Genomic DNA, 18,708 nt, shown 5'->3' on the forward strand with positions numbered 1-18,708 from the left:
GACGGTATGAACGACGCAGTCCCGACGCTCCCGAATTTCCGCAGCGACAATGTCGCGCCGGTCAGCCCCGAGATTCTGCGAGCGATCGCCGAGGCCAATCGCGGCCCGGCCGCCGCCTATGGGGACGACGATTATTCGAGATTGTTGAATGCGCGCTTCTCGGAGCTGTTCGAGACCGCGGTCACCGTGTTCCCGGTCTCGACCGGTACGGCGGCCAACGCCTTGTCACTCGCGAGCTGCGCGCGGCCCTATGGCGCCATCTATTGTCACGAAGAGGCGCATATCCACACCGCGGAAGGCGGCGCGACCGAAGCCTTCACCGGTGGCGCGAAGCTCGTCGCCATGTCCGGCCGAAATTTTCGGATCGAGCCGTCGAGCCTGCGCGAAGCGCTGGGCCGGGCGGCCTGGGGAGTCCGCAACCGCTCCCAGCCCGATGCGGTGTCGATCACTCAGGCCAGCGAATATGGAACGATCTATCCCCTCGCCGAGATCGCCGAAATCGGAGCAATCGCCCACGACAGGAATCTGTCGCTGCACATGGATGGCGCCCGGTTCGCCAACGCGCTAGCACGGCTCGGTTGCAGCCCGGCCGACATGACCTGGCGCGCCGGCGTCGACATCCTGTCCTTCGGGGCGACCAAGAACGGGGCGATGTCGGCGGATGCGATCGTGGTGTTCGACCAGGATCTCGTCGAATCCCTGTCCTATCGGCTTCGCCGTGCCGGCCAGACCTCGTCGAAGATGCGCTTTGCGTCGGCACAGCTTCTCGCCTACGTCGAGGATCGCCTTTACCTGCGGCTCGCGGCGAAGGCCAATGCCGTGGCCGCGCGTCTTGGAGCGGGTCTCGCTGCGCTGCCCGACGTTCAGCTCATTGCGCCAGTGGAAGCCAATCTGGTTTTCATCAACCTTCCCGCTTTGGCCATCAACCGTCTTGCAGCAAGCGGGCTGCAATTCGCGCGCCGGGACCAGGACGTAATCCGGTTCGTGGCTCGCTTTGACAGCACCGAACAGGAAGCCGACGAGGTCATCGCGCTCGTCCATCGCGCAATTGCAGGAGGCTGAGAGCGATCATTCCTTAGCCGATCGTTCTGCAGATGATTGCCCCGCCCACCGTCACCGACGCGTCTACAGCCTTCCAATTTTCGATTGCAGCTCCTGTGCAACAAGAGCATCGCCTGGCAAGCGACACACACTCAACCAGCTGCCACGCCCGTTGGCTGTACTGAGATCTTCTTTGATCTCCCGGTGCACACATCGCGCACATGCCGCCTTCTAACCGATTGAAAAACTTGAACTCTCGCTCCAATCCATCATTGGACAGATCGCACTGACCATCGCGGAAGCCGACCGGCGGCAAATCGTATGCGTTGGCAGCAACAACTCAAGACCGCGAACTCATGAGGTGTGGCAGCATCACCTCGCCAAACGCTGTCACGAACGGGCGCATTTTTTACCCGCGAGGTAATCGAATTGGTCCCCGCCACGGCGCATCTTCGGTCGCAACAGGAGATGACCATGATCGCGCTGCTGCTCTACCGGACCATCGCCGACCACCTTGTTCCCTGGGCCGTGACGCTCGCGACCCGCATGCTGGCTCGCAGCCTCAACATGACCGAGCCGCTGGTGCATTCGACTGGCCACTATGTCGTCGCGCAGGTCACAGCCTTCGAGCACGGCGTCGGCAAGAGCCTCTGCCCGTTCCGCCTCGCCCGCCTGCTCCGCGCCTGGTGGCGCGGACGACACTGAATTCACCCCCAAGCCCAACCCAACCATGGAGACCACGATGATCGACGCATCCACCTTCCTGCGCCGCGCGCTTCTCGCCGATGCTATCTTCAGCGGCGTCGCCGCCCTCGGCTTCACCTTCGGTGCAAGCGCGTTCGCATCGCTGTTCAACCTTCCCGAAGCGCTGCTGCGTGAGACCGGCCTGTTCCTGATCGCCTACGCCGCGCTGGTCGGCTGGCTTGCCTCGCGCGCCTCCGTGGCGAGGCCGCTCGTGCTGCTGGTCCTGGTCGGCAACGCGGCCTGGACGGTCGGCAGCATCGCGCTGCTGTTCTCTGGCGCGGTGTCGCCGAACATCGGCGGCGAGCTCATGGTCGTCGCGCAGGCGATTGCAACCGGTGTGTTTGCCGAGCTGCAATATGTGGGATTGCGGAAGAGCGGGAGTGTGGTGGCGGCGTGAGACCGCGGCGCAGGCATTCTCAGTCGTCGCCCGGCTTGACCGGGCGGCGCGGTATTCCAGAGACGGTAGACGTGTGCGGATGGGCTGCGGCGTACTGGATGCCCCCGGTCAAGCCGGGGCATGACAGCGGAGGTGGGCCATCACCACATTGCTACGCCCGTGCGCGACCGTTCTTCTTGCCAACGGCGTGGCCGTTGAGCTTCTTCTTGCCGGCCTTCGCGCCGGTCTTCTTGGCCTTGGCCTCCGTGCGCGCCTTCACCTTGGCGCGTTCGGCGCGGGCCTCGGCGCGCTGCTTCTTGCGCTTGGCCTCGCAAGACGGGCATTTGCAGCCGATCGGCTTCAGATAGGCTTTGAAATAATCCGTGCCGTAGTCGTAATTGATCTCGTCGCCCGGCTCGATGTTCCTGATGGCGCGGATGAAGACCTTGCGCTCGCGCGGCCGGACGTCGGACTCGGCGTTGGGGCGGCAGGAATGGTTGATGTAGCGGGCGAGGTTCTTGCGCACCGAGCCGTCAATGGTCCAGCGGTTGTTGAGCTCGAACAGGTACTTGTTCTCGATCTCGTCGTGCGCGGGAATCCGCGAATCCAAGATCGGTCCGAAATAGCGGATGATCCGGGTCCCCTTCTTGATCGGCATGGTGGCGAAGAGGCCAAGTCCGGTCTTGGAACGGCCGACGCGATAGGATTTGCTGGAAGCGATGGCTGGCATGATCGAATAAGATGTCGCGGACGAAGCGCGGTAAGCGCAGCGGAAGGCGCCCTTCTAGAACGATTCCGCGCCGCTGTCAGGTACATCCCGCCTCTGTTTGAACCTTGCCCACAATGAAGACGTCTGATGGAGCGAGTTCCCTCCGTATCAAGGCGTCGTCATGAAGCGTATCGCGTTCCCTTGTCTGACCGTGCTGCTGACTTGCCTGAGCGCGGATCACGTCGCCGCCCAATCCATGGGCAGCACCTATTCCTCCACAGCGCCAAAAGACTGCCGCCAGATCGGCAAGCCCTAGGGCAGTGCCGGCCCGAATGCGCTATACCGGCAGCTTCGCCGTGATCGGCGCCGTCAGCATCGCCTCGAGCAACTGTTCGGCCGTCGTCCCCTCGGGCAGCCGCCCCAGAATGTCTTCGAGACGGCCGTCGAGCAGCAGCATGGTGAAGCCGTGCACCATCGACCAGGCGCGCGCGATCGCGGCGCCCTGGTTCAGCGTCAGTGCGTCGCCGCTGATCTGCTCCTGCCGCATCATCCCGATCGCATTGGCAAGGCCGGCGAAAGAGGCTTCGGCCGCCTCGTGCAGCGAGGGCCTGGAATAATCGAGCCGTTCGGTGCGGAACATGATGCCGTACATGCCGGGATGGGCCTGCGCATAGGCGACATAGGCCTTCGGCCGCGCCAGCGCGCGCTCCAGCGGCGTGGTGGCGGCGTCGCAGGACGAGGCCATCGCCGCGTTGAACTGGCGGAAGCCGACGGCCGCGAGCTCGCTGAGCAGGCCGGTGAGATCGCCGAAATGATGCGTCGGCGCGGCATGCGAGACGCCCGCCTCGCGCGCCACTGCGCGCAAGGTCAGGCCGGAGAGCCCGTCGCGCTCCAGCACCCGTTCGGCGGCCTGGAGCAGTGCCTCGCGCAGGGCGCCGTGATGATACGGCGTCTCCGTCTTCGCTACTGCCGGACGGCGTGCGGAACGCGCCTGCGCGCTCGCGGCCGACGATGTCTTGCGCGGGGTACGCGGCTTGCGCGCTGTTTCGCTTTTGGTGTCGCTCTTGCCCATTTGCAAGCTATATGACGCAATATTGACAGTGTAAAGATTTCGCTTGACGAATCCGGCAATCGGCATTATCCGATCTTTACGATGTAAAGATAGGGAGGGATTCGCCGTGCAGAACGACGCCGTCACCGAACGTCGCCATAACCTCGGTCCGATTCCATTCGAAGCCGACGCGCCATTCCTCAAAATTGTCGGGGAATTGCCGCGCGATCTGAATGGCGTGCTCTATCGCAACGGTCCCAATCCGCAGTTCGATGCGCCCGGTGCACACTGGTTCGTCGGCGACGGCATGCTGCACGCCTTCCACCTCGAGAACGGCCGCGCCAGCTATCGCAACCGCTGGGTCCGCACGCCGAAATGGCTGGCCGAGCACGATGCAGGCCGCGCGCTGTTCGGCGGCTTCGGCCGCAAGCTGCCGGATGCGCCGCAAAACCTCACCGACGGCGGCGTCGCCAACACCAACATCATCTTTCATGCCGGCAAGCTACTCGCGCTGGAAGAAGCGCATCTGCCGACCGAGATCGAGCCGGGCACGCTGGCGACGCGCGGCTATCACAATTATCAGGGTCGCGTCGCCGGCAGCTTCACGGCACATCCGAAGGTCGACCCGGTCACCGGCGAACTCGTGTTCTTCGGCTACAACGCCGCGGGTCCGCTGACGCCTGCCCTCTCCTACGGATCGATCGACGCCTCCGGCAAGGCGACACGCTTCGAACGTTTCGAGGCGCCCTATGCCAGCATGGTGCACGACTTCATCGTCACCGAGAACCATGTGCTGTTTCCGATCCTCCCGATCACCGGCAGCATGGAGCGCGCGATGAGCGGACGGCCGCCTTATGCCTGGGAGCCGGACAAGGGCGCCTATGTCGGCGTGATGAAGCGCAACGGCACGGCCAAGGACATCGTCTGGTTCCGCGGTGAAGCCTGCTACGTCTTCCACATCATGAATGCGTGGGAGGACGGCAACCGCATCATCGCCGACGTCATGCAGTTCGAGGAAGCGCCGCTGTTTCCGCATCCCGATGGCCGGCCGACGGATCCGGAGAAATCACGCGCCCGCCATTGCCGCTGGACGTTCGATCTCTCAGGGACGACCGACCGCTTCCAGCAGACCTATCTCGACGATCTCACCGGCGAATTCCCCCGCATCGACGACCGCCGCGCCGGATTGAAAAGCCGTCACGGCTGGTACGCCTGCGCCAATCCGCGGCTGCCGATGTTCGGCGCGCTGTCGGGCGTCGTCCATGTCGACGGCAACGGCAGACGGCTCGGTCATTATCTGCTGCCGGCCGGCGATACCATCTCCGAGCCGGTGTTCGTCGAGCGCGCGACGGATGCAGCAGAAGGCGACGGCTGGCTGCTGGCGGTGGTCTGGCGCGCGCGGGAGAACCGCAGCGACCTCGCCGTGTTCAATGCCACCGATGTCGAAGCCGGTCCCGTTGCGCTGGTGCAGCTCGGCCACCGCGTGCCCGACGGCTTTCACGGCAATTGGGTGGGCGCGCAGTAACTCTTGTCATTCCGGGGCGCGACGACGTCGCGAGCCCCGGAATGACATCGCGGATGTCACCAAAGAAGCCTCGCATGTACATGCCCTCGATCACCGCGGATTGCCTTGCCGTCCTCGCCCTGGCCTGCGCCGCGCTTGCACTCCGGATGATCCGGCTGCGACGGAGCGGCCATGTCATCTTCAACGGAGGCATCTTGCTCTCGGTCGGCCTCCTGCTCGCCGCCGCGCTGCCGATCCTGTCACGCCTGCCCTGGGCGGAATTCGCCGACGAGGCATCCGACCAAGCCATTGCAGCACTTCATTTTTTGGAAGTTACCTACGTTATTTTGACACTGTAAAGATTTCGCTTGACCCGGCATCGCTCCTGATTTACTTATCTTTACATCGTAAAGATAAGCCAGACCGAGGCGGCTCATGGCGATTTTCCTGATCCTCGCGCCCTATGGCGCCTACACTTTCCTGATGCTGGTGACGTCGGCCACGATCAGCGTGTTCGCCGCGTCTGCAATCTGCCTTGCCACCATCACAATCGATGTCGCACGCGGCCGCTCCGTGAAGATCCTGGCGATGGGCTCGGCAATCGTATTCGCCGCAATCGGCCTCTACCTCGCGCTGATCGACCCGAAGCTCGGCACGCTGGGCGTCAAGCTGTCGGTCGACATCGGCATCTTCGTCATCTCGCTCGGCTCGATGCTGGTCCGCCACCCGTTCACGTTGCAATATGCGGTTGAAACGGTCCCGGCCGAGACGGCGGCGATGCCCGGATTCCTCACCGCCAATTACGTCATTACCGGCGCCTGGACCGCCGCCGCGCTGTTGATGATGGCCGCCAACATCGCGCTGCTCTACGTCCCCGGCCTGCCGCTCTGGTCGGGCCTTGCGGTCGCCTTCGCCGCCCGCAACAGCGCGATCTACTTCACAAAATGGTATCCCGAGTATCGCCAGATCAAGTACGGTGCGCCGGCCAGCGCAATGCCCAACACCCGCTGAACAGGACAGACGATGAAGGACGTATTCGCCCGCCTCGCCTCCGACTTCCTCTCCGCCATCGTTTTCCTGGTCATCTACCTCATCACCGACAACGTCGTCCTGGCCACGTCGGTGGCGATTGCCGGAGCGATCGCGCAGGTGATCTACGCGCGCGTGAAGCGGCAGCAGCTCAATTACATGACCTATGCGAGCCTCGCGCTCGTCGTCGTGCTGGGCACCGTCACCCTGCTGACCAATGATCCCCGCTTCATGCTGGCAAAGCCCTCGATCGCGCATTTCGCCATCGGCGCCATCATGCTCAAGCGCGGCTGGATGCTGCGCTACATGCCGCCGATCGTCGTCGAGACCGTTCCGGAATATGTCACGGCCGCGGGCTATGCCTGGGCGTTGCTGATGTTCGTGATCGGCGCCGGCATGATCGCGGTCGCCTCCACTGGCGATCTGAAACTATGGGCGTTCTACATCACGGTGGTCGCAGGCGGCGCCAAGATCCTCGCCTTTGCCGTGCAGTATGTCGTGCTTCGCCTCATTGTCACCAGCCGGCGCCGTGCAGCCGCCCGCGCCTAAATGCCTCCAAGTGAGGGTTAGGCAGCTGCTGCGAGTTGCGCTATACGCTCGGTCAGGGAAGGGTCGCGGATCGTCGCTGCCCGCCGGGATTTCTGGGAGACACGAATGGCCGTGGACGGCAACTGGACTCTGACCATGACGACGCCCATGGGCGAGCGCAAGGCCACGCTGACCTTGCTGAGCTCCGGCGGCACGCTGACCGGAACGCAGGGCGCCGACGGCAATTCGGCCGAGATCTTCGACGGCGCCATCAGCGGCGACGCCGTCAACTGGAAAGTCTCGATCACCAATCCGATGCCTTTGACGCTCGAGTTCATCGGAACGGTGTCCGGCGACAGCATGAGCGGCGAGATGGGCATCGGCCCGATGGGCAGCTTTCCGTTCACGGGCGCGCGCACATAGGCTCGTTGCGAACCGTGCGCGCGCTCCGTCTCATCGCGGCAACGATCCTGTGTGTCGCGACGCAAGCGGCGCGCGCGGATGACACCGAACCGGCGTGGCGCGCAAGTGCGCTCGCCATGGTGCCGGCGGGTTATGTCGCCGGCACGGCCTACCGGACCGAAGGATCGACCGGCTACCTCGCGGTCTATCCGGCCTCGTCGAACGATCCGAAGACATCGGCAAGCGTGTTCGCTGCGCGCCAGGCCCTCGTCGTCACGCTGACGCCGGATGCGACGCGCGCGGTCTCGGCCGAATTGAAGCCGCGCAGCGGGCCGGATCCTGACAACGACGATACCGATTTCGCAAAGCTCCACGCCGATCTCGCCGCCAGGCGCGCGACGCTGCCCGATGGCACCGAGCCGTGCGATCTCGGCGCCTGGTCCATCGACAAGGATCCTGATGGCCTCAACGTGCGTGCCGAGCCCTCGGTGAAGGCGCGCGTGCTCGGCACGCTGCCGCCGCCCTATCGGCCGAAGCTCGGCGGCGCCGAGAACACGCCCGATGGCGGCTGGCTCACCGAATTCCGCATCATCGGCTTCAAGGACGGCTGGTTCCTGATCGAAGGCGCCAAGCCGCCGGGCAAGGATTACGAGGACGAGAAGAGATATCCACGCAGCGCGCCAAAACCCTATGCGGGGCGCGGCTGGGTCGCGTCCAACAAGGTCGGCGCGTCCTATGCCAATGGCGCGACACGCATGGGCGGACTTTTCCAGGCGCCGTTCGTCGATGCGAAATGGATGCCGGCCCAGCGCGAGCTCGGCGGCCCCAATCGACACCGACGGCGGCCCGAAGCGCCTGCTCGCCTGCAGCGGCCTTTGGGGCCTCGTCGAGAGCCAGGACGGCGTCCGCGGCTGGTGGCGCTCGCTGTGCTCGAACCAGGTTACGAACTGCAGCTGACGGGAGACCGTGCTCCGCGACATTCTCACCCTTGCCTTCCTCACAATTCAGGATTGTATTTGAGGATGGCGCCCGGGAGGAAAGCATGCCCGACAGCATCACGCGCGTATCTCACCGATCACTGACGGCCGCGTTCGTTTGCATTCTGCTGGCAGCAACAATGTCGGCCGCGCGCGGCGAACCATTGCCGCCGAAGGTTGCTCCGGAGGCAACGACCTGGAAGCCCGCCTCGATCTTCAAGGAGAATGAGAAGGGCGAGACATTCAAGGATCAGCCGCGCATCAACCTGAGCGGTGCCGCTTGCGTACCGACCACGCCGAAATTCACATCGTGCCTGATTGCCAATGACCAGCAGAAATATGCGCAGTTCTTCTCGATCGAAGACAAGATGCTCGTTCCGCGGGACGTCGTTCTGCTTTCGGATGAAGACAAGGACCCCGATGCCGAGGGCGTCGCTTATGACGACGGCTTCTTCTATGTGACCGGCTCGCATGGCCGAAGCCGTCACAGTGACAAGAAAAATCTATCGAGTTACGTCGTGTTTCGGATTGCCGTGGATTCGCGAACCGGGGCTCCCAAGACCAAACCTAACGCTGGGAACGTCGATGGCGTGGAGTCGAGCTCGCGGCTGCGCAAGGTGCTTAAGAACGACGACGACGTCGAAGCGTATTTCAACGAGCCGCTGGCAGAGGGCGGTGTCAACATCGAAGGGATAGCGGTCAGGAACGGCCGCATGTATTTCGGACTGCGAGGACCTTCGGTGAAGCGTCGCGCCTACGTGCTCAGCATCAACGCTGATGCGCTCTTCACCAAACACGGCGATCTCAAGCCTGACACCGCATCGCTCGAACTCGGGAAGAATACCGGGATCCGGGACCTTGCCGTCGTCAAGGACGGCATATTGATACTCGCAGGCCCGACGCGCGACGAAGACGTTCCCTATACCGTCTGGCTGTGGGACGGCAGCAACGAGACTGCCGCCAAGCCCCTGGCGACGCTCGACCTGAGCAAGGTCAAGGAAGGCGCCAAGGCGGAAATTCTGCTTCCGCTCGAGGAAGACGCAACCAGCATCCGCGTCCTCGTCATGTTCGACAGCGTCGAAAATGGCGGTGCCCGGTCGTTCAAGATAAAGCGCTGAGCCTGCGCCCTCACCATCCGCCGGTCCGGGACCGGCGGACGGTGGGCGAGCTTGATTAGCCCAGATTCAATTCCTTGAAGAAGTCATTCCCCTTGTCGTCGATGATGATGAACGCCGGGAAATCGACGACTTCGATGCGCCAGATCGCTTCCATGCCGAGCTCGGGATATTCGAGCACCTCGACCTTCTTGATGCAGTGCTCGGCGAGGTTCGCAGCCGCACCGCCGATCGAGCCGAGATAGAAGCCGCCATACTTCTTGCAGGCCTCGCGCACGGCAGGCGCACGGTTGCCCTTGGCCACCATCACCATCGAGCCGCCGGCGGCCTGGAACTGGTCGACGAAGGAATCCATGCGGCCCGCGGTGGTCGGGCCGAACGCGCCGGAGGCGTAGCCCTCGGGCGTCTTGGCGGGACCGGCGTAGTAGACCGGATGGTTCTTGAAATAGTCCGGCAGCGGCTCGCCCCTCTCGAGGCGCTCGCGCAGCTTGGCATGCGCGCTATCGCGCGCGACGATCATGGTGCCGGTCATCGAGACCCGCGTCTTGGTCGGGTACTTCGAGAACGTCGCCAGGATGTCCTTCATCGGCTGGTTGAGGTCGATCTTGACGACCTCGCCGCCGAGCGACTGCTCGACCTGCGGCAGATATTGCGCCGGATTGTGCTCGAGCTCTTCGAGATAGACGCCGTCTTTGGTGATCTTGCCGAGCACCTGGCGGTCGGCCGAGCAGGACACGCCGAGCCCGATCGGCAGCGAGGCGCCGTGGCGCGGCATCCGGATCACGCGCACGTCGTGGCAGAAATACTTCCCACCGAACTGCGCGCCGACGCCGAGTGACTGCGTCATCTTGTGGATTTCCTGCTCCATCTCGACATCGCGGAAGGCGTTGCCGTCGGGCGAGCCGTGGGTCGGCAGCGCGTCGAGATAGCGGGCCGAGGCGAGCTTCACCGTCTTCATGCAGAGCTCGGCCGAGGTGCCGCCGATCACGATGGCGAGGTGATAGGGCGGGCACGCCGCGGTGCCCAGCGTCAGGATCTTCTCCTTCAGGAAGGCGAGCAGCCGGTCCTTGGTCAGCACCGAGGGCGTGGCCTGGAACAGGAAGCTCTTATTGGCAGAGCCGCCGCCCTTCGCCATGAACATGAACTTGTAGGCGTCGTCGCCCTCGGCGTAGATCTCGCACTGCGCCGGCATGTTGTTGGCGGTGTTCTTCTCCTCGTACATCGACAAGGGCGCGACCTGCGAGTAGCGCAGATTGCGGCGCAGGTAAGCGTCGCGCGCGCCTTCCGACAGCGCCGCCTCGTCGTCACCGTCGGTGATGACGTTGCAGCCCTTCTTGCCCATGATGATCGCGGTGCCGGTGTCCTGGCACATCGGCAGCACGCCGCCGGCAGCGATGTTGGCGTTCTTCAGGAAGTCGAGCGCGACGAACTTGTCGTTCGGGCTCGCCTCGCCGTCCTCCAGGATGGCGCGGAGCTGCTTCAGATGGCCGGGGCGCAGATAGTGGTTGATGTCGCCGAAAGCCGCCTCCGACAGCGCCCGCAGCGCCTCGCGCGACACCACCAGCATGTCCTTCCCCAGGACCTTCTCGACCCTGATACCCTCGGCCGTGATCTTCTTGTAGGGCGTCTCGTCCTTGCCCAACGGGAACAGCGGGGTGTGCTTGTAGGGCGGAACGGGTTTTGCGGGATCGGGGAAGGCGGTGGGAGCGTTCATGGGCAAATCTCGGGGTTTTGGAGCCCTCGCGGGCCTCTAAGCGTAGAAGCGTTCTAAGCTTTTTTGCCGCGAATGGAAGGCGTTCTGGCGCGGCCGAGGCATCCCGATTCGGCGTCACAACGGCCCTTTTTGGTTGGCGTCGGCCGGAAGCCAGGTGGCGATGACCGTCCCCGGCAGGCGCTGGGTGCACCCCTTGCGCTCGGCGCGCGACGAAGGTTGAATGCGCGGCCTAAGGGGCTTTTCATCATGATTTTCAAACTGAACGTCCGCGGCGCGATCCTGGTCGCCGCCGCCATCACCGGCCTTGTGACCCTCGCCTCGCCTGCCCGCGCGGATCGCTGCGACGACAGCGCCAAGGAGCTGGCCAACCAGGTCGAGCGCCTCAAGGTGAATTTCCGGGCCGCCAACATCGTCTACCTCTCGCACCCCGCGGCCAAGGAGCTGTCCGTGGGTTGCCGCGGCGACAAATATTCCATCGAGCTCTATGCCAAGGGCGATCGCAAACCGACGCCGGAGTTCTTTTCACTCGTGGGGTCGATGGCGGCGATCGTCTTCACCGTCACGAAGGACGACACCACGACGGGCGCGACACGCTGCCTGAAGCGGATGGGACTGTTGCGCGGCGACAAGATCGTCATGCGCTACCGCCGGCTCAACATGGAATGCACCCGTACCAAGACGGATGCGTCCATCGCGATCACGCGCGGCAAGGACGAGTAGACGACACTCACTCTTTCCACGCGCTCCATCATTGCGAGCGAAGCGAAGCAATCCAGAATCCCTCCGCGGTGACGGTCTGGATTGCTTCGCCGCGCTCGCAATGATGAGAGAGCCGCGGTCCTCTCAGATCGCGCATTCGCGGGACCAGGAACCGCATCCCACCGCACCAACTCCCTCGCATTTTAACGATTGGCTTGACGGAAGCTTCGCTCCTCGCAGCGCAAGGTCGATTGTTTCCATGTGTGAGGATTTGTGGATGAGCGTCTCTACCGTTGCGCCGCCGCCGATCGCGATCGTGGTGCCGAGCTACGACACGACCAAGCAGCAGGACGACCAGACGACCAAGGACAACGACCCGACCTACAAGCCGCCGCCGCCCGCGCCGCTGCCGCCGGGTCAGGGCACGCGGATCGATCAGCTCGCCTGATCAGGGCCGGTCAAAGATGAAACGCCCGATCCGGTCGATCGGGCTTTTCGCGTGTCCGGCCGCATCTTCGCCGGATAGCGGGACCAATATCGTGCGCGGTTGACCTGCGCATGATCGCAAAATTGCCGTTGCAGAACACGATCACCGCCGCGGCCATGGGCGCGCTGCTGTTCGCTTCCGCCGGAACGATGCACTGGCCTTCGGCCTGACCGCGCCACTTCCGTCCGGCTCGTTCCTCCCGGCACCTCGCTCAGCGCCCGCCAAGGCTGCGAGAGCGTCTTCAAATGTGATCCGGCTCATCAAATTTCCACATCCGGCGTGCTCATCTGTGGGGCCGAACGAGCCCATCCATCCGTTCATGGACACGCCTATGGAACTGAATGAAAAGCTGCTCTCGCTGGTGGCGGACATTTGCGATGCAGCGCTCGACGATTCCCGATGGACGGCGACACTTGGCAGCATCGTCGACCTTGCGGGCGGCCAGAGTGGCGGTCTGGTCTGGATCGGGGCAGCCGGCGAGGCAGTGATCTCGCATGCCGTCGGTGTCGAACCCGCCTATGTTCAGTCCTACATCGAAACCTACGAGCCATTCGATCCGTCGCGCAGCGTGCTCCACGCCGCGGTCGGCCAAATCCAGACGATCAGGGACTGGATCGACGTCGACGAATTCCGGACGACCACATTCTACAACGAATGGGCGCGGCCGCAGGGGCTCGAGGACGCCGCCAACATCCTGATCGGCAAGTCTGTCGAGGGAATATCCCGCCTCTCGATCATGAAGGGCGGCGGTCCGGTCGATCGCAGAATGTATCAGACCATCTCTCACCTCACGCCACACATGCAACGGGCCATGCTCGTCAGACAGAAGCTGCAGCAGCAGAATGCATTGGAGATGACGTCGGTCCGCACGCTCGACGCTCTGCGCACCGCCGTTCTGCTGCTCGATGCCGACGGTCATGTCACGCACGCCAATGCAAGCGCGAGAGAGATTCTGGACGAGGCCGACGTCCTTCGTTCGGTTCATGGCCGGCTCGTGACGTCGGACCTGAATGCAGATCGGATGCTGCGGCAGGCACTGGCGGGCACGGCTCTCGGCGACCGGTCGATGATGCGCGCGAACATCCCACTGCATCTGACGGCCCGCAACGGCTCGCATTATGTCGGGAATCTCCTGCCGCTCACCGCTGGACGCCGGCAAATGTTCGGGGCCAGCTATGAGGCCTGTGCCGTCCTGTTCGTCAGCAAGGCAGCGCTCGAGACGATCGTCGCGCCTGACCTCATCCGGAAGCTCTTCAAGCTGACGCCGGCCGAGCTGCGCGTCTTCCTGGCCATCGTCGAAATCGGCGGGGTTCCCGACGTGGCGAGAAGCATGGGCATCGCCGAAACGACGATCAAGACCCATCTCACCAGGATCTTCACGAAGACGGGAACCAAACGACAGGCGGATCTGGTTCGGCTGGTGGCGGCCTTTACATCGCCCATCAAGATCTGAAGCCAATCCTGTCGCACCGGCCGCATGTTTGCCCGAACAATGTTGTCAATGCACCGGCGTATGACTGAACCAGATCGAACATGATCGCAAAACTGCTGTTGCAGAACACGATCACCACCGCCGGTATGGGCGCGCTGCTGTTCGCTTGCGCCGGGACGATGCATTGGCCTTCGGCCTGGGTGTTCCTCGCCACCTGCGCCCTGCTCGGCCCGCTCTGCGGCTGGTGGCTTTATCGGGTCGATCCGGCGCTGCTCGCCGAACGTCTGCGGCCGGTCCTGCAAAAGGACCAGCCTGCCGCCGACAAGGCCTTCATGATCGTCTTCGTCATTGCGATGCTGGCTTGGCTGGCTGCGATGGGGCTCGACCGGCGCACGCAATTCTCCGATATGCCCGTCGCATTCCAGGCGCTCGGTCTCGTGCTGTTCGTCCTGTCGACGCTGTTCATCCTGTGGGTGTTCCGCGAGAACTCGTTCGCCGCGCCCGTGGTGAAGCTCCAGGCCGACCGCGCGCAACGCGTGGTCTCGACGGGGCCTTACGCGCATGTGCGCCATCCCATGTACAGCGGCATGATCCTGTTCTTCGCAGGCGTGCCGCTGCTGCTGGGCTCGTGGTGGGGCCTCGTGATGGCGCCGGTCATCGTCGTTTTGTTTGCTGTCCGCATCGGCATCGAGGAGCGCACGCTGCGCGAGGGCCTGCCGGGCTATTCCAACTATATGACGCGCGTGCGCTATCGCCTGCTACCCGGCGTGTGGTGAGGGCATCACTCCCTTCGGCCCTGCACGGAAAAGCGTTTTCTCTCCTCCGATCGACTGACGTCGCCGCAACCGAACCTCGCTAGAGGGAGCCCCGCAGCCACTACGGGAGACGCGACGGTGTTCTGCAAGCCCCCCTGCCCCGACGAGCTTGATCTCGCTCTCGTTTCCGACTCTTCAGACGATCGAGTGGCTCCGAGGCCTTTAGCGCCGCTCGGGAGCCACGACGCGTTCGGGCGATTGATCGCGCCTGAAACGGCCGGTCGGGAACGGGGGCTGCCGCCAGCCTCCGTCCGGACCGGCTAGAGTTTCTTATTTCGACGCGTTTGCTTCACGCGAACCGGTATCCACTTCGCTCGAAAACGCTCTAGCCATCGAGCTCGCGATAGCGGCGGAAGATGCCCTGCTCGTTGAAGGGGATCCGGCGCGCGCTCGCCAGATAGGCCTTGATGTTCGGCCGCGCGGCGATGCGGTCATGCAGATCGACGAGGCCCGGGATATTTCCCTCGAACGCCTTCATGCGCTTGGGGAAGGCGTAGCGCAGCCCGGCGACGATCTGGAACAGCGAGAGATCGACGTAAGTCAGCCTGCGACCGGTGACATAGACACCGCCATTATCGGCGAGAAGCTCTTCGAAATAGCCGAGATATTTCGGCACGCGCTCGTCCCAAAACTCGGCCGTGCGCTTCTTCGCCGGTGCCTTCTGATCTTCATAGTACATCGAAGGCCCGAGCGGATGATGGGTGTCGTGGATCTCGCCCACGAGATCGGTGATGGTGAGCTGAAGCTGGTGCACCCAAAGCTTGCCCGCTTCCGTCTTCGGCGCGAGCCCATGACGGGCGCCGAGATAGAGCAGGATGTTGGCGGTCTGGCCGATGACGAGCTTGCCCGCCTTCAGGAACGGCGGCGCAAAAGGCGGTGTGCCGCCATGCGCGTCCATCATCTTCATCATGGCAGCTGTTCCGCGCGCCCCCCGCGCGACGTCGACATAAGCCGCCCCCGCCTCCTCCAGCGCCAGCCGCACATATTCGCCGCGGCCCTGGATCTCGGGCCAGTAGTAGAGCTCGTATTTCATGGGAGGGGTCCGTGAGCGTGGAAGCGGTCGGACCAATGTAGCATGCGGCCGAAGATTCCGTGAGAGCGAGACGGAACGGCGGCACACATACTCCGTCATTGCGAGCGTAGCGAAGCAATCCGGAATCTTTCCGCGGAGACAGTCTGGATTGCTTCGCTACGCTCGCAATGACGCGGGGAGAGAGCTGCGCGCCCTAACTCAATTCGCCGCGAAACAATACAGCAGGCCGTCGCCGCCCGTGCTCTTCAGATCGGCCTGCGAGCAGCCACCGTCGGGACCGCGCGAGGGGTGAGAGCTGTTCCAGGACTTTGACGGCTCGTCGTCGCGCAGGCCCTTGCGATCGGCATGGCCGACGACCGCCGCGCCCTGCGTGCTCGACGTCCAGTTCCTGCAAGTCTTGTCGTCACCCGCGGCAAAAGCGGTGCCGTCCGGTTGCGATCCCGTGAGGATATCGTGCCGGTTCGGCGTGTCGCCGGCGCCGTTGATGACCTCGCCCTTCTCGCTGAGCGCGGTCTGCTTGGTGAGATTATTGGCCGCGCCGTGCAGGTCGGCAACGTCCTTGGCAATCACCGCACCCTTGGCATTCTGCCACGGTCCCTTGCCAATGCGGTCCTTGGCATTGACGGCAGGCTTGCCGTCAGCGGCCTGCACCGAGAGATAGGCGCGCCAGGTTTTGGCGCCGGCGCCGCCGGCCTGCGCCAGCTTCTGGCACTGCGCATCGGCTCCCTCCAGGCCGCCGAGGTCGGCGCCCTTGCCCGGGCCGCTCGAGGTCACGAAGAACGTCATGTCGGCTGACTGCGCCCGCACCGATGGACTTGCGAAGACCGCGAGCGCAACGCCTGCTGGCACGATGACCCTGGCAATAATGCTCATCCTATCCTCCCGATTGTTCCTGCGATTGCGCCTGGCTGGACGGTCTTTGATCCGCTGACATGAACCCGTCGCGACAGACATTATTCCAGCGGCCATCCGCCGCACGCGCATCAGCTCGAGCGGCGGCGCACGACCGGTCGCCCCGAGGGCCATGTCGATTAATTGCTTCCCGAGACCGTAGCGCCGGGCGAGCATACCAACGTGGGGCCGATCCTCAAGAGATCGCCTAGGAGAGGACGCGGGAGTCTGCTGTGGGGCCGTTCAGGGCGGCATCCGCGATCACATCGGGGCTGCCGCCGGGCGCGGCGCGAGGGGAGATCGTCATGCACTGGAACACCGTCCGCCCAATTGCGGCAATTGCCGGCTATGCCGCGCTTTGCTGCCTTGCCATCAGTCCGGGCTGCGCCGCGGCCGCGGAATTGCTCAAAGCCCGGCTTGCGCAAAACCTCGCGCCGATCTCCGGCCTTGCGATCATCGCCAAATCCAAGGGGATTTTTGAAAAGCACGGACTGGACATCACGGTCTCGAACTTCACGTCCGGCAAGCAATGCCTGGACACCGTGATCGGGGGCGGCGCCGACATCGCGACAACGGCGGAGGCGCCGGTCACCGCTTCGGCGATGGCAAACCAGCCCATCGCCTTCGTCGCCGGCATGGAATATTCCGACCTCAAGACGGTCGTCGCGGCCAAGGCCGGCGTCAAGACCAAGGCAGACCTGCGCGGCAAGCGAATCGGATTCACTGCCGGCACCGGCAGCGAGGTCTACACGGCGACGTTGCTGAAGTCGGCTGGATTGACTCCCAAGGATGTCACCCTCGTCAATCTGCGGCCGCAGGAGATGCTGCCGGCGCTTGCAGCCGGAAGCATCGACGCAATCGACACTTGGGAACCCCACATCGCCAACGCCAAGAAGGCCCTCGGCGAAGCCGCCGCTGAACTCGATACAAAGGGCACTTACTCCGAAACGTTCAACATCGTTGTCATGAGGACCTATCTGGATGCCAACCCGGCGCTGGTTGGGAAGTTCATCGCCGCGCTGATCGACGCCGAGGTCTGGATGAAGGCACACCAGGATGAAGCGATCACGGTCGTGGCGGAAGCGGTCGGCATGAAGCGGGACGACCTCGCTCCGATCTGGGCCGACTATGTTTACCGGGTGCGTCTCGACGACCGGCTGATCGAGATTCTCAAGACCCACTCCGCATGGCGCCTTGAGAGCGGCAACCATCCTCCGGGAGCGGTGATGCCCGACTTCAGCAAGGTCGTCGTCGCCGAGCCGCTGAAGAAGGTCGACCCCGCACGCGTCACGCTCTCGTGGAAATAGGCACCCGCACGGCCATGCAGGACGGCGCTTCAGCAGGACAGGAGATTGCCCTCCGCACTGGCGGTCGCGGTCGGCGGCCGGATTCAGCTCGTCTACGCCGCCTCAATATTCTGGTCGGGGCGCTTTCGCTTCCGCTGTTCGTCGGCCTCTGGGAACTGGTCTCCCGTTCCGGGGCCGTCAACATGGTGCTGTTTCCGCCGCCGACGGTGGTTGCTGCGGCGGTCCTTGAGTGGATACGAAGCGGACAGTTCCTTGGCGATCTGCTGGCCAGCCTCTTTCGCGTCACCACGGGGTTCATCCTGGGCGGCGCGCTCGGTATCCTGCTCGGTATCCTCACCGGCCAATTCCCTGTTGTTTCGAGCTTGCTGTCCCCGCTATTCCATATCCTGCGGCCAATTCCACCGATTGCTTTCGTGCCGATCGTCATCCTTTGGTTCGGCCTGTCGGAGGCAGGAAAACTGTTCCTGGTCGTATGGGGCGTGTTCTTCACGGTTTGGCTTTCGACCCACATCGGCGTGCAGAAGGTCGACCGCGGCCTGATCCGGGCGGCGTTGATGCTCGGCACGCCCCGGCGGCAGATGCTCCAGGAGATCGTGCTGCTGGGCGCGCTTCCATACATCGTGGTCGGGTTGCGCACCGCCGTCAGCATCTCGTTTTACACGCTTGTCGCGGCCGAACTCGCAGGCGCTTTCGCTGGCATTGTCTACAGGATCGAGATCGCGCAGCAGAATTTGCAAACCGGCCAGGTCATGGGCGGGCTCGCAGCGCTCGGGTTGATTTCGTTCGCTGCCGACCGGCTGTTTTCGGCTCTTGCGGAACGTACTGTCTGGTGGCGTTGATGTCGGGAGCTCGAT

Annotated in this window: 21 protein-coding genes and 2 pseudogenes; 18 read left to right on the forward strand and 5 right to left on the reverse strand. The window is 63.8% G+C overall.

The features are described from left to right. Positions 1-6 precede the first annotated feature (6 nt). The 3 genes from AB7008_RS33165 to AB7008_RS33175 all read left to right on the forward strand — a co-directional run bounded on the left by AB7008_RS33165 (position 7) and on the right by AB7008_RS33175 (position 2,182). Positions 7-1,062, forward strand: a complete 1,056-nt coding sequence (locus AB7008_RS33165) for a threonine aldolase family protein (RefSeq protein ID WP_441260155.1) — start codon at positions 7-9, stop codon at positions 1,060-1,062. A 453-nt stretch (positions 1,063-1,515) separates the two neighbouring features. After that, positions 1,516-1,746, forward strand: a complete 231-nt coding sequence (locus AB7008_RS33170; protein WP_441260156.1) for a hypothetical protein — start codon at positions 1,516-1,518, stop codon at positions 1,744-1,746. A 37-nt stretch (positions 1,747-1,783) separates the two neighbouring features. Then, positions 1,784-2,182: a hypothetical protein gene (locus AB7008_RS33175; RefSeq protein WP_304490522.1), complete on the forward strand. Its 399-nt coding sequence runs from the start codon at positions 1,784-1,786 to the stop codon at positions 2,180-2,182. A gap of 151 nt (positions 2,183-2,333) precedes the next feature. On the opposite strand, the gene AB7008_RS33180 is transcribed toward AB7008_RS33175, so the two are convergent. Next, the gene (locus AB7008_RS33180) at positions 2,334-2,891 is read right to left on the reverse strand and encodes an SET domain-containing protein (RefSeq protein ID WP_304490523.1); all 558 of its coding nucleotides are present in this window, start codon (positions 2,889-2,891) and stop codon (positions 2,334-2,336) included. 160 nt (positions 2,892-3,051) lie between these two features. Here AB7008_RS33180 and AB7008_RS33185 point away from each other — a divergent pair, with 160 nt between their 5' ends. Beyond that, entirely contained in the window at positions 3,052-3,186 is a 135-nt protein-coding gene (locus tag AB7008_RS33185; RefSeq protein WP_304490524.1) for a hypothetical protein, read from the forward strand. A gap of 21 nt (positions 3,187-3,207) precedes the next feature. Here AB7008_RS33185 and AB7008_RS33190 read toward each other — a convergent pair whose 3' ends face one another. Next, on the reverse strand, positions 3,208-3,942 hold the full coding sequence (locus AB7008_RS33190; RefSeq protein ID WP_038933866.1) for a TetR/AcrR family transcriptional regulator: 735 nt from the start codon (positions 3,940-3,942) through the stop codon (positions 3,208-3,210). 106 nt (positions 3,943-4,048) lie between these two features. On the opposite strand from AB7008_RS33190, the gene AB7008_RS33195 reads away from it, so the two are divergent. The 7 genes and pseudogenes from AB7008_RS33195 to AB7008_RS33225 all read left to right on the forward strand — a co-directional run bounded on the left by AB7008_RS33195 (position 4,049) and on the right by AB7008_RS33225 (position 9,479). After that, the gene (locus tag AB7008_RS33195; RefSeq protein WP_304490525.1) at positions 4,049-5,446 is read left to right on the forward strand and encodes a carotenoid oxygenase family protein; all 1,398 of its coding nucleotides are present in this window, start codon (positions 4,049-4,051) and stop codon (positions 5,444-5,446) included. Between the two features lie 74 nt (positions 5,447-5,520). Then, on the forward strand, positions 5,521-5,784 hold the full coding sequence (locus tag AB7008_RS33200; RefSeq protein WP_028158353.1) for a hypothetical protein: 264 nt from the start codon (positions 5,521-5,523) through the stop codon (positions 5,782-5,784). A 76-nt stretch (positions 5,785-5,860) separates the two neighbouring features. Then, positions 5,861-6,436 (forward strand): hypothetical protein, encoded by a 576-nt coding sequence (locus AB7008_RS33205; RefSeq protein ID WP_014494043.1) that lies wholly within the window; start codon positions 5,861-5,863, stop codon positions 6,434-6,436. 12 nt (positions 6,437-6,448) lie between these two features. Beyond that, positions 6,449-7,003, forward strand: coding sequence for an inner membrane-spanning protein YciB (locus AB7008_RS33210; protein ID WP_304490527.1), 555 nt, complete (start codon positions 6,449-6,451; stop codon positions 7,001-7,003). Positions 7,004-7,108: 105 nt separating this feature from the next. Continuing rightward, positions 7,109-7,405, forward strand: coding sequence for a hypothetical protein (locus AB7008_RS33215; protein ID WP_028158352.1), 297 nt, complete (start codon positions 7,109-7,111; stop codon positions 7,403-7,405). Between the two features lie 14 nt (positions 7,406-7,419). Further along, positions 7,420-8,341, forward strand: a pseudogene (locus tag AB7008_RS33220) (SH3 domain-containing protein). Positions 8,342-8,426: 85 nt separating this feature from the next. Continuing rightward, on the forward strand, positions 8,427-9,479 hold the full coding sequence (locus AB7008_RS33225) for a DUF3616 domain-containing protein (protein WP_304490529.1): 1,053 nt from the start codon (positions 8,427-8,429) through the stop codon (positions 9,477-9,479). Between the two features lie 55 nt (positions 9,480-9,534). On the opposite strand, the gene AB7008_RS33230 is transcribed toward AB7008_RS33225, so the two are convergent. Beyond that, positions 9,535-11,190 carry a fumarate hydratase gene (locus tag AB7008_RS33230; RefSeq protein ID WP_028158349.1) on the reverse strand — a complete coding sequence of 552 codons (1,656 nt, stop codon included), beginning with the start codon at positions 11,188-11,190 and terminating at the stop codon, positions 9,535-9,537. A 246-nt stretch (positions 11,191-11,436) separates the two neighbouring features. On the opposite strand from AB7008_RS33230, the gene AB7008_RS33235 reads away from it, so the two are divergent. The 5 genes and pseudogenes from AB7008_RS33235 (at position 11,437) to AB7008_RS33255 (ending at position 14,584) form a co-directional block, all read left to right on the forward strand. Beyond that, positions 11,437-11,910: a hypothetical protein gene (locus AB7008_RS33235; protein ID WP_028158348.1), complete on the forward strand. Its 474-nt coding sequence runs from the start codon at positions 11,437-11,439 to the stop codon at positions 11,908-11,910. Positions 11,911-12,166: 256 nt separating this feature from the next. Next, the gene (locus AB7008_RS33240; protein WP_304490530.1) at positions 12,167-12,337 is read left to right on the forward strand and encodes a hypothetical protein; all 171 of its coding nucleotides are present in this window, start codon (positions 12,167-12,169) and stop codon (positions 12,335-12,337) included. A gap of 110 nt (positions 12,338-12,447) precedes the next feature. Continuing rightward, positions 12,448-12,543: pseudogene (locus tag AB7008_RS33245) on the forward strand (isoprenylcysteine carboxylmethyltransferase family protein); the annotation flags it as partial. 164 nt (positions 12,544-12,707) lie between these two features. Beyond that, positions 12,708-13,829, forward strand: a complete 1,122-nt coding sequence (locus tag AB7008_RS33250) for a helix-turn-helix transcriptional regulator (protein WP_441260157.1) — start codon at positions 12,708-12,710, stop codon at positions 13,827-13,829. An 80-nt stretch (positions 13,830-13,909) separates the two neighbouring features. Next, positions 13,910-14,584 (forward strand): methyltransferase family protein, encoded by a 675-nt coding sequence (locus AB7008_RS33255; RefSeq protein WP_304490532.1) that lies wholly within the window; start codon positions 13,910-13,912, stop codon positions 14,582-14,584. 364 nt (positions 14,585-14,948) lie between these two features. Here AB7008_RS33255 and AB7008_RS33260 read toward each other — a convergent pair whose 3' ends face one another. Further along, positions 14,949-15,656 carry a glutathione S-transferase gene (locus tag AB7008_RS33260; protein WP_248878708.1) on the reverse strand — a complete coding sequence of 236 codons (708 nt, stop codon included), beginning with the start codon at positions 15,654-15,656 and terminating at the stop codon, positions 14,949-14,951. A 198-nt stretch (positions 15,657-15,854) separates the two neighbouring features. After that, positions 15,855-16,529 (reverse strand): lectin, encoded by a 675-nt coding sequence (locus tag AB7008_RS33265; protein ID WP_304490533.1) that lies wholly within the window; start codon positions 16,527-16,529, stop codon positions 15,855-15,857. 323 nt (positions 16,530-16,852) lie between these two features. On the opposite strand from AB7008_RS33265, the gene AB7008_RS33270 reads away from it, so the two are divergent. Together AB7008_RS33270 and AB7008_RS33275 are read left to right on the forward strand one after the other, a co-directional pair. Next, positions 16,853-17,854: an NrtA/SsuA/CpmA family ABC transporter substrate-binding protein gene (locus AB7008_RS33270; RefSeq protein WP_304490534.1), complete on the forward strand. Its 1,002-nt coding sequence runs from the start codon at positions 16,853-16,855 to the stop codon at positions 17,852-17,854. Further along, complete coding sequence (locus tag AB7008_RS33275; RefSeq protein WP_441260158.1) at positions 17,845-18,693, forward strand: ABC transporter permease; 849 nt, start codon at positions 17,845-17,847, stop codon at positions 18,691-18,693. The genes AB7008_RS33270 and AB7008_RS33275 overlap by 10 nt, the downstream gene beginning before the upstream one ends. Positions 18,694-18,708: the final 15 nt, after the last annotated feature.

Origin of the sequence: Bradyrhizobium sp. 521_C7_N1_3 (genome assembly GCF_052075975.1) — a bacterium.
GTDB classification, from domain to species: Bacteria; Pseudomonadota; Alphaproteobacteria; order Rhizobiales; family Xanthobacteraceae; genus Bradyrhizobium; species Bradyrhizobium japonicum.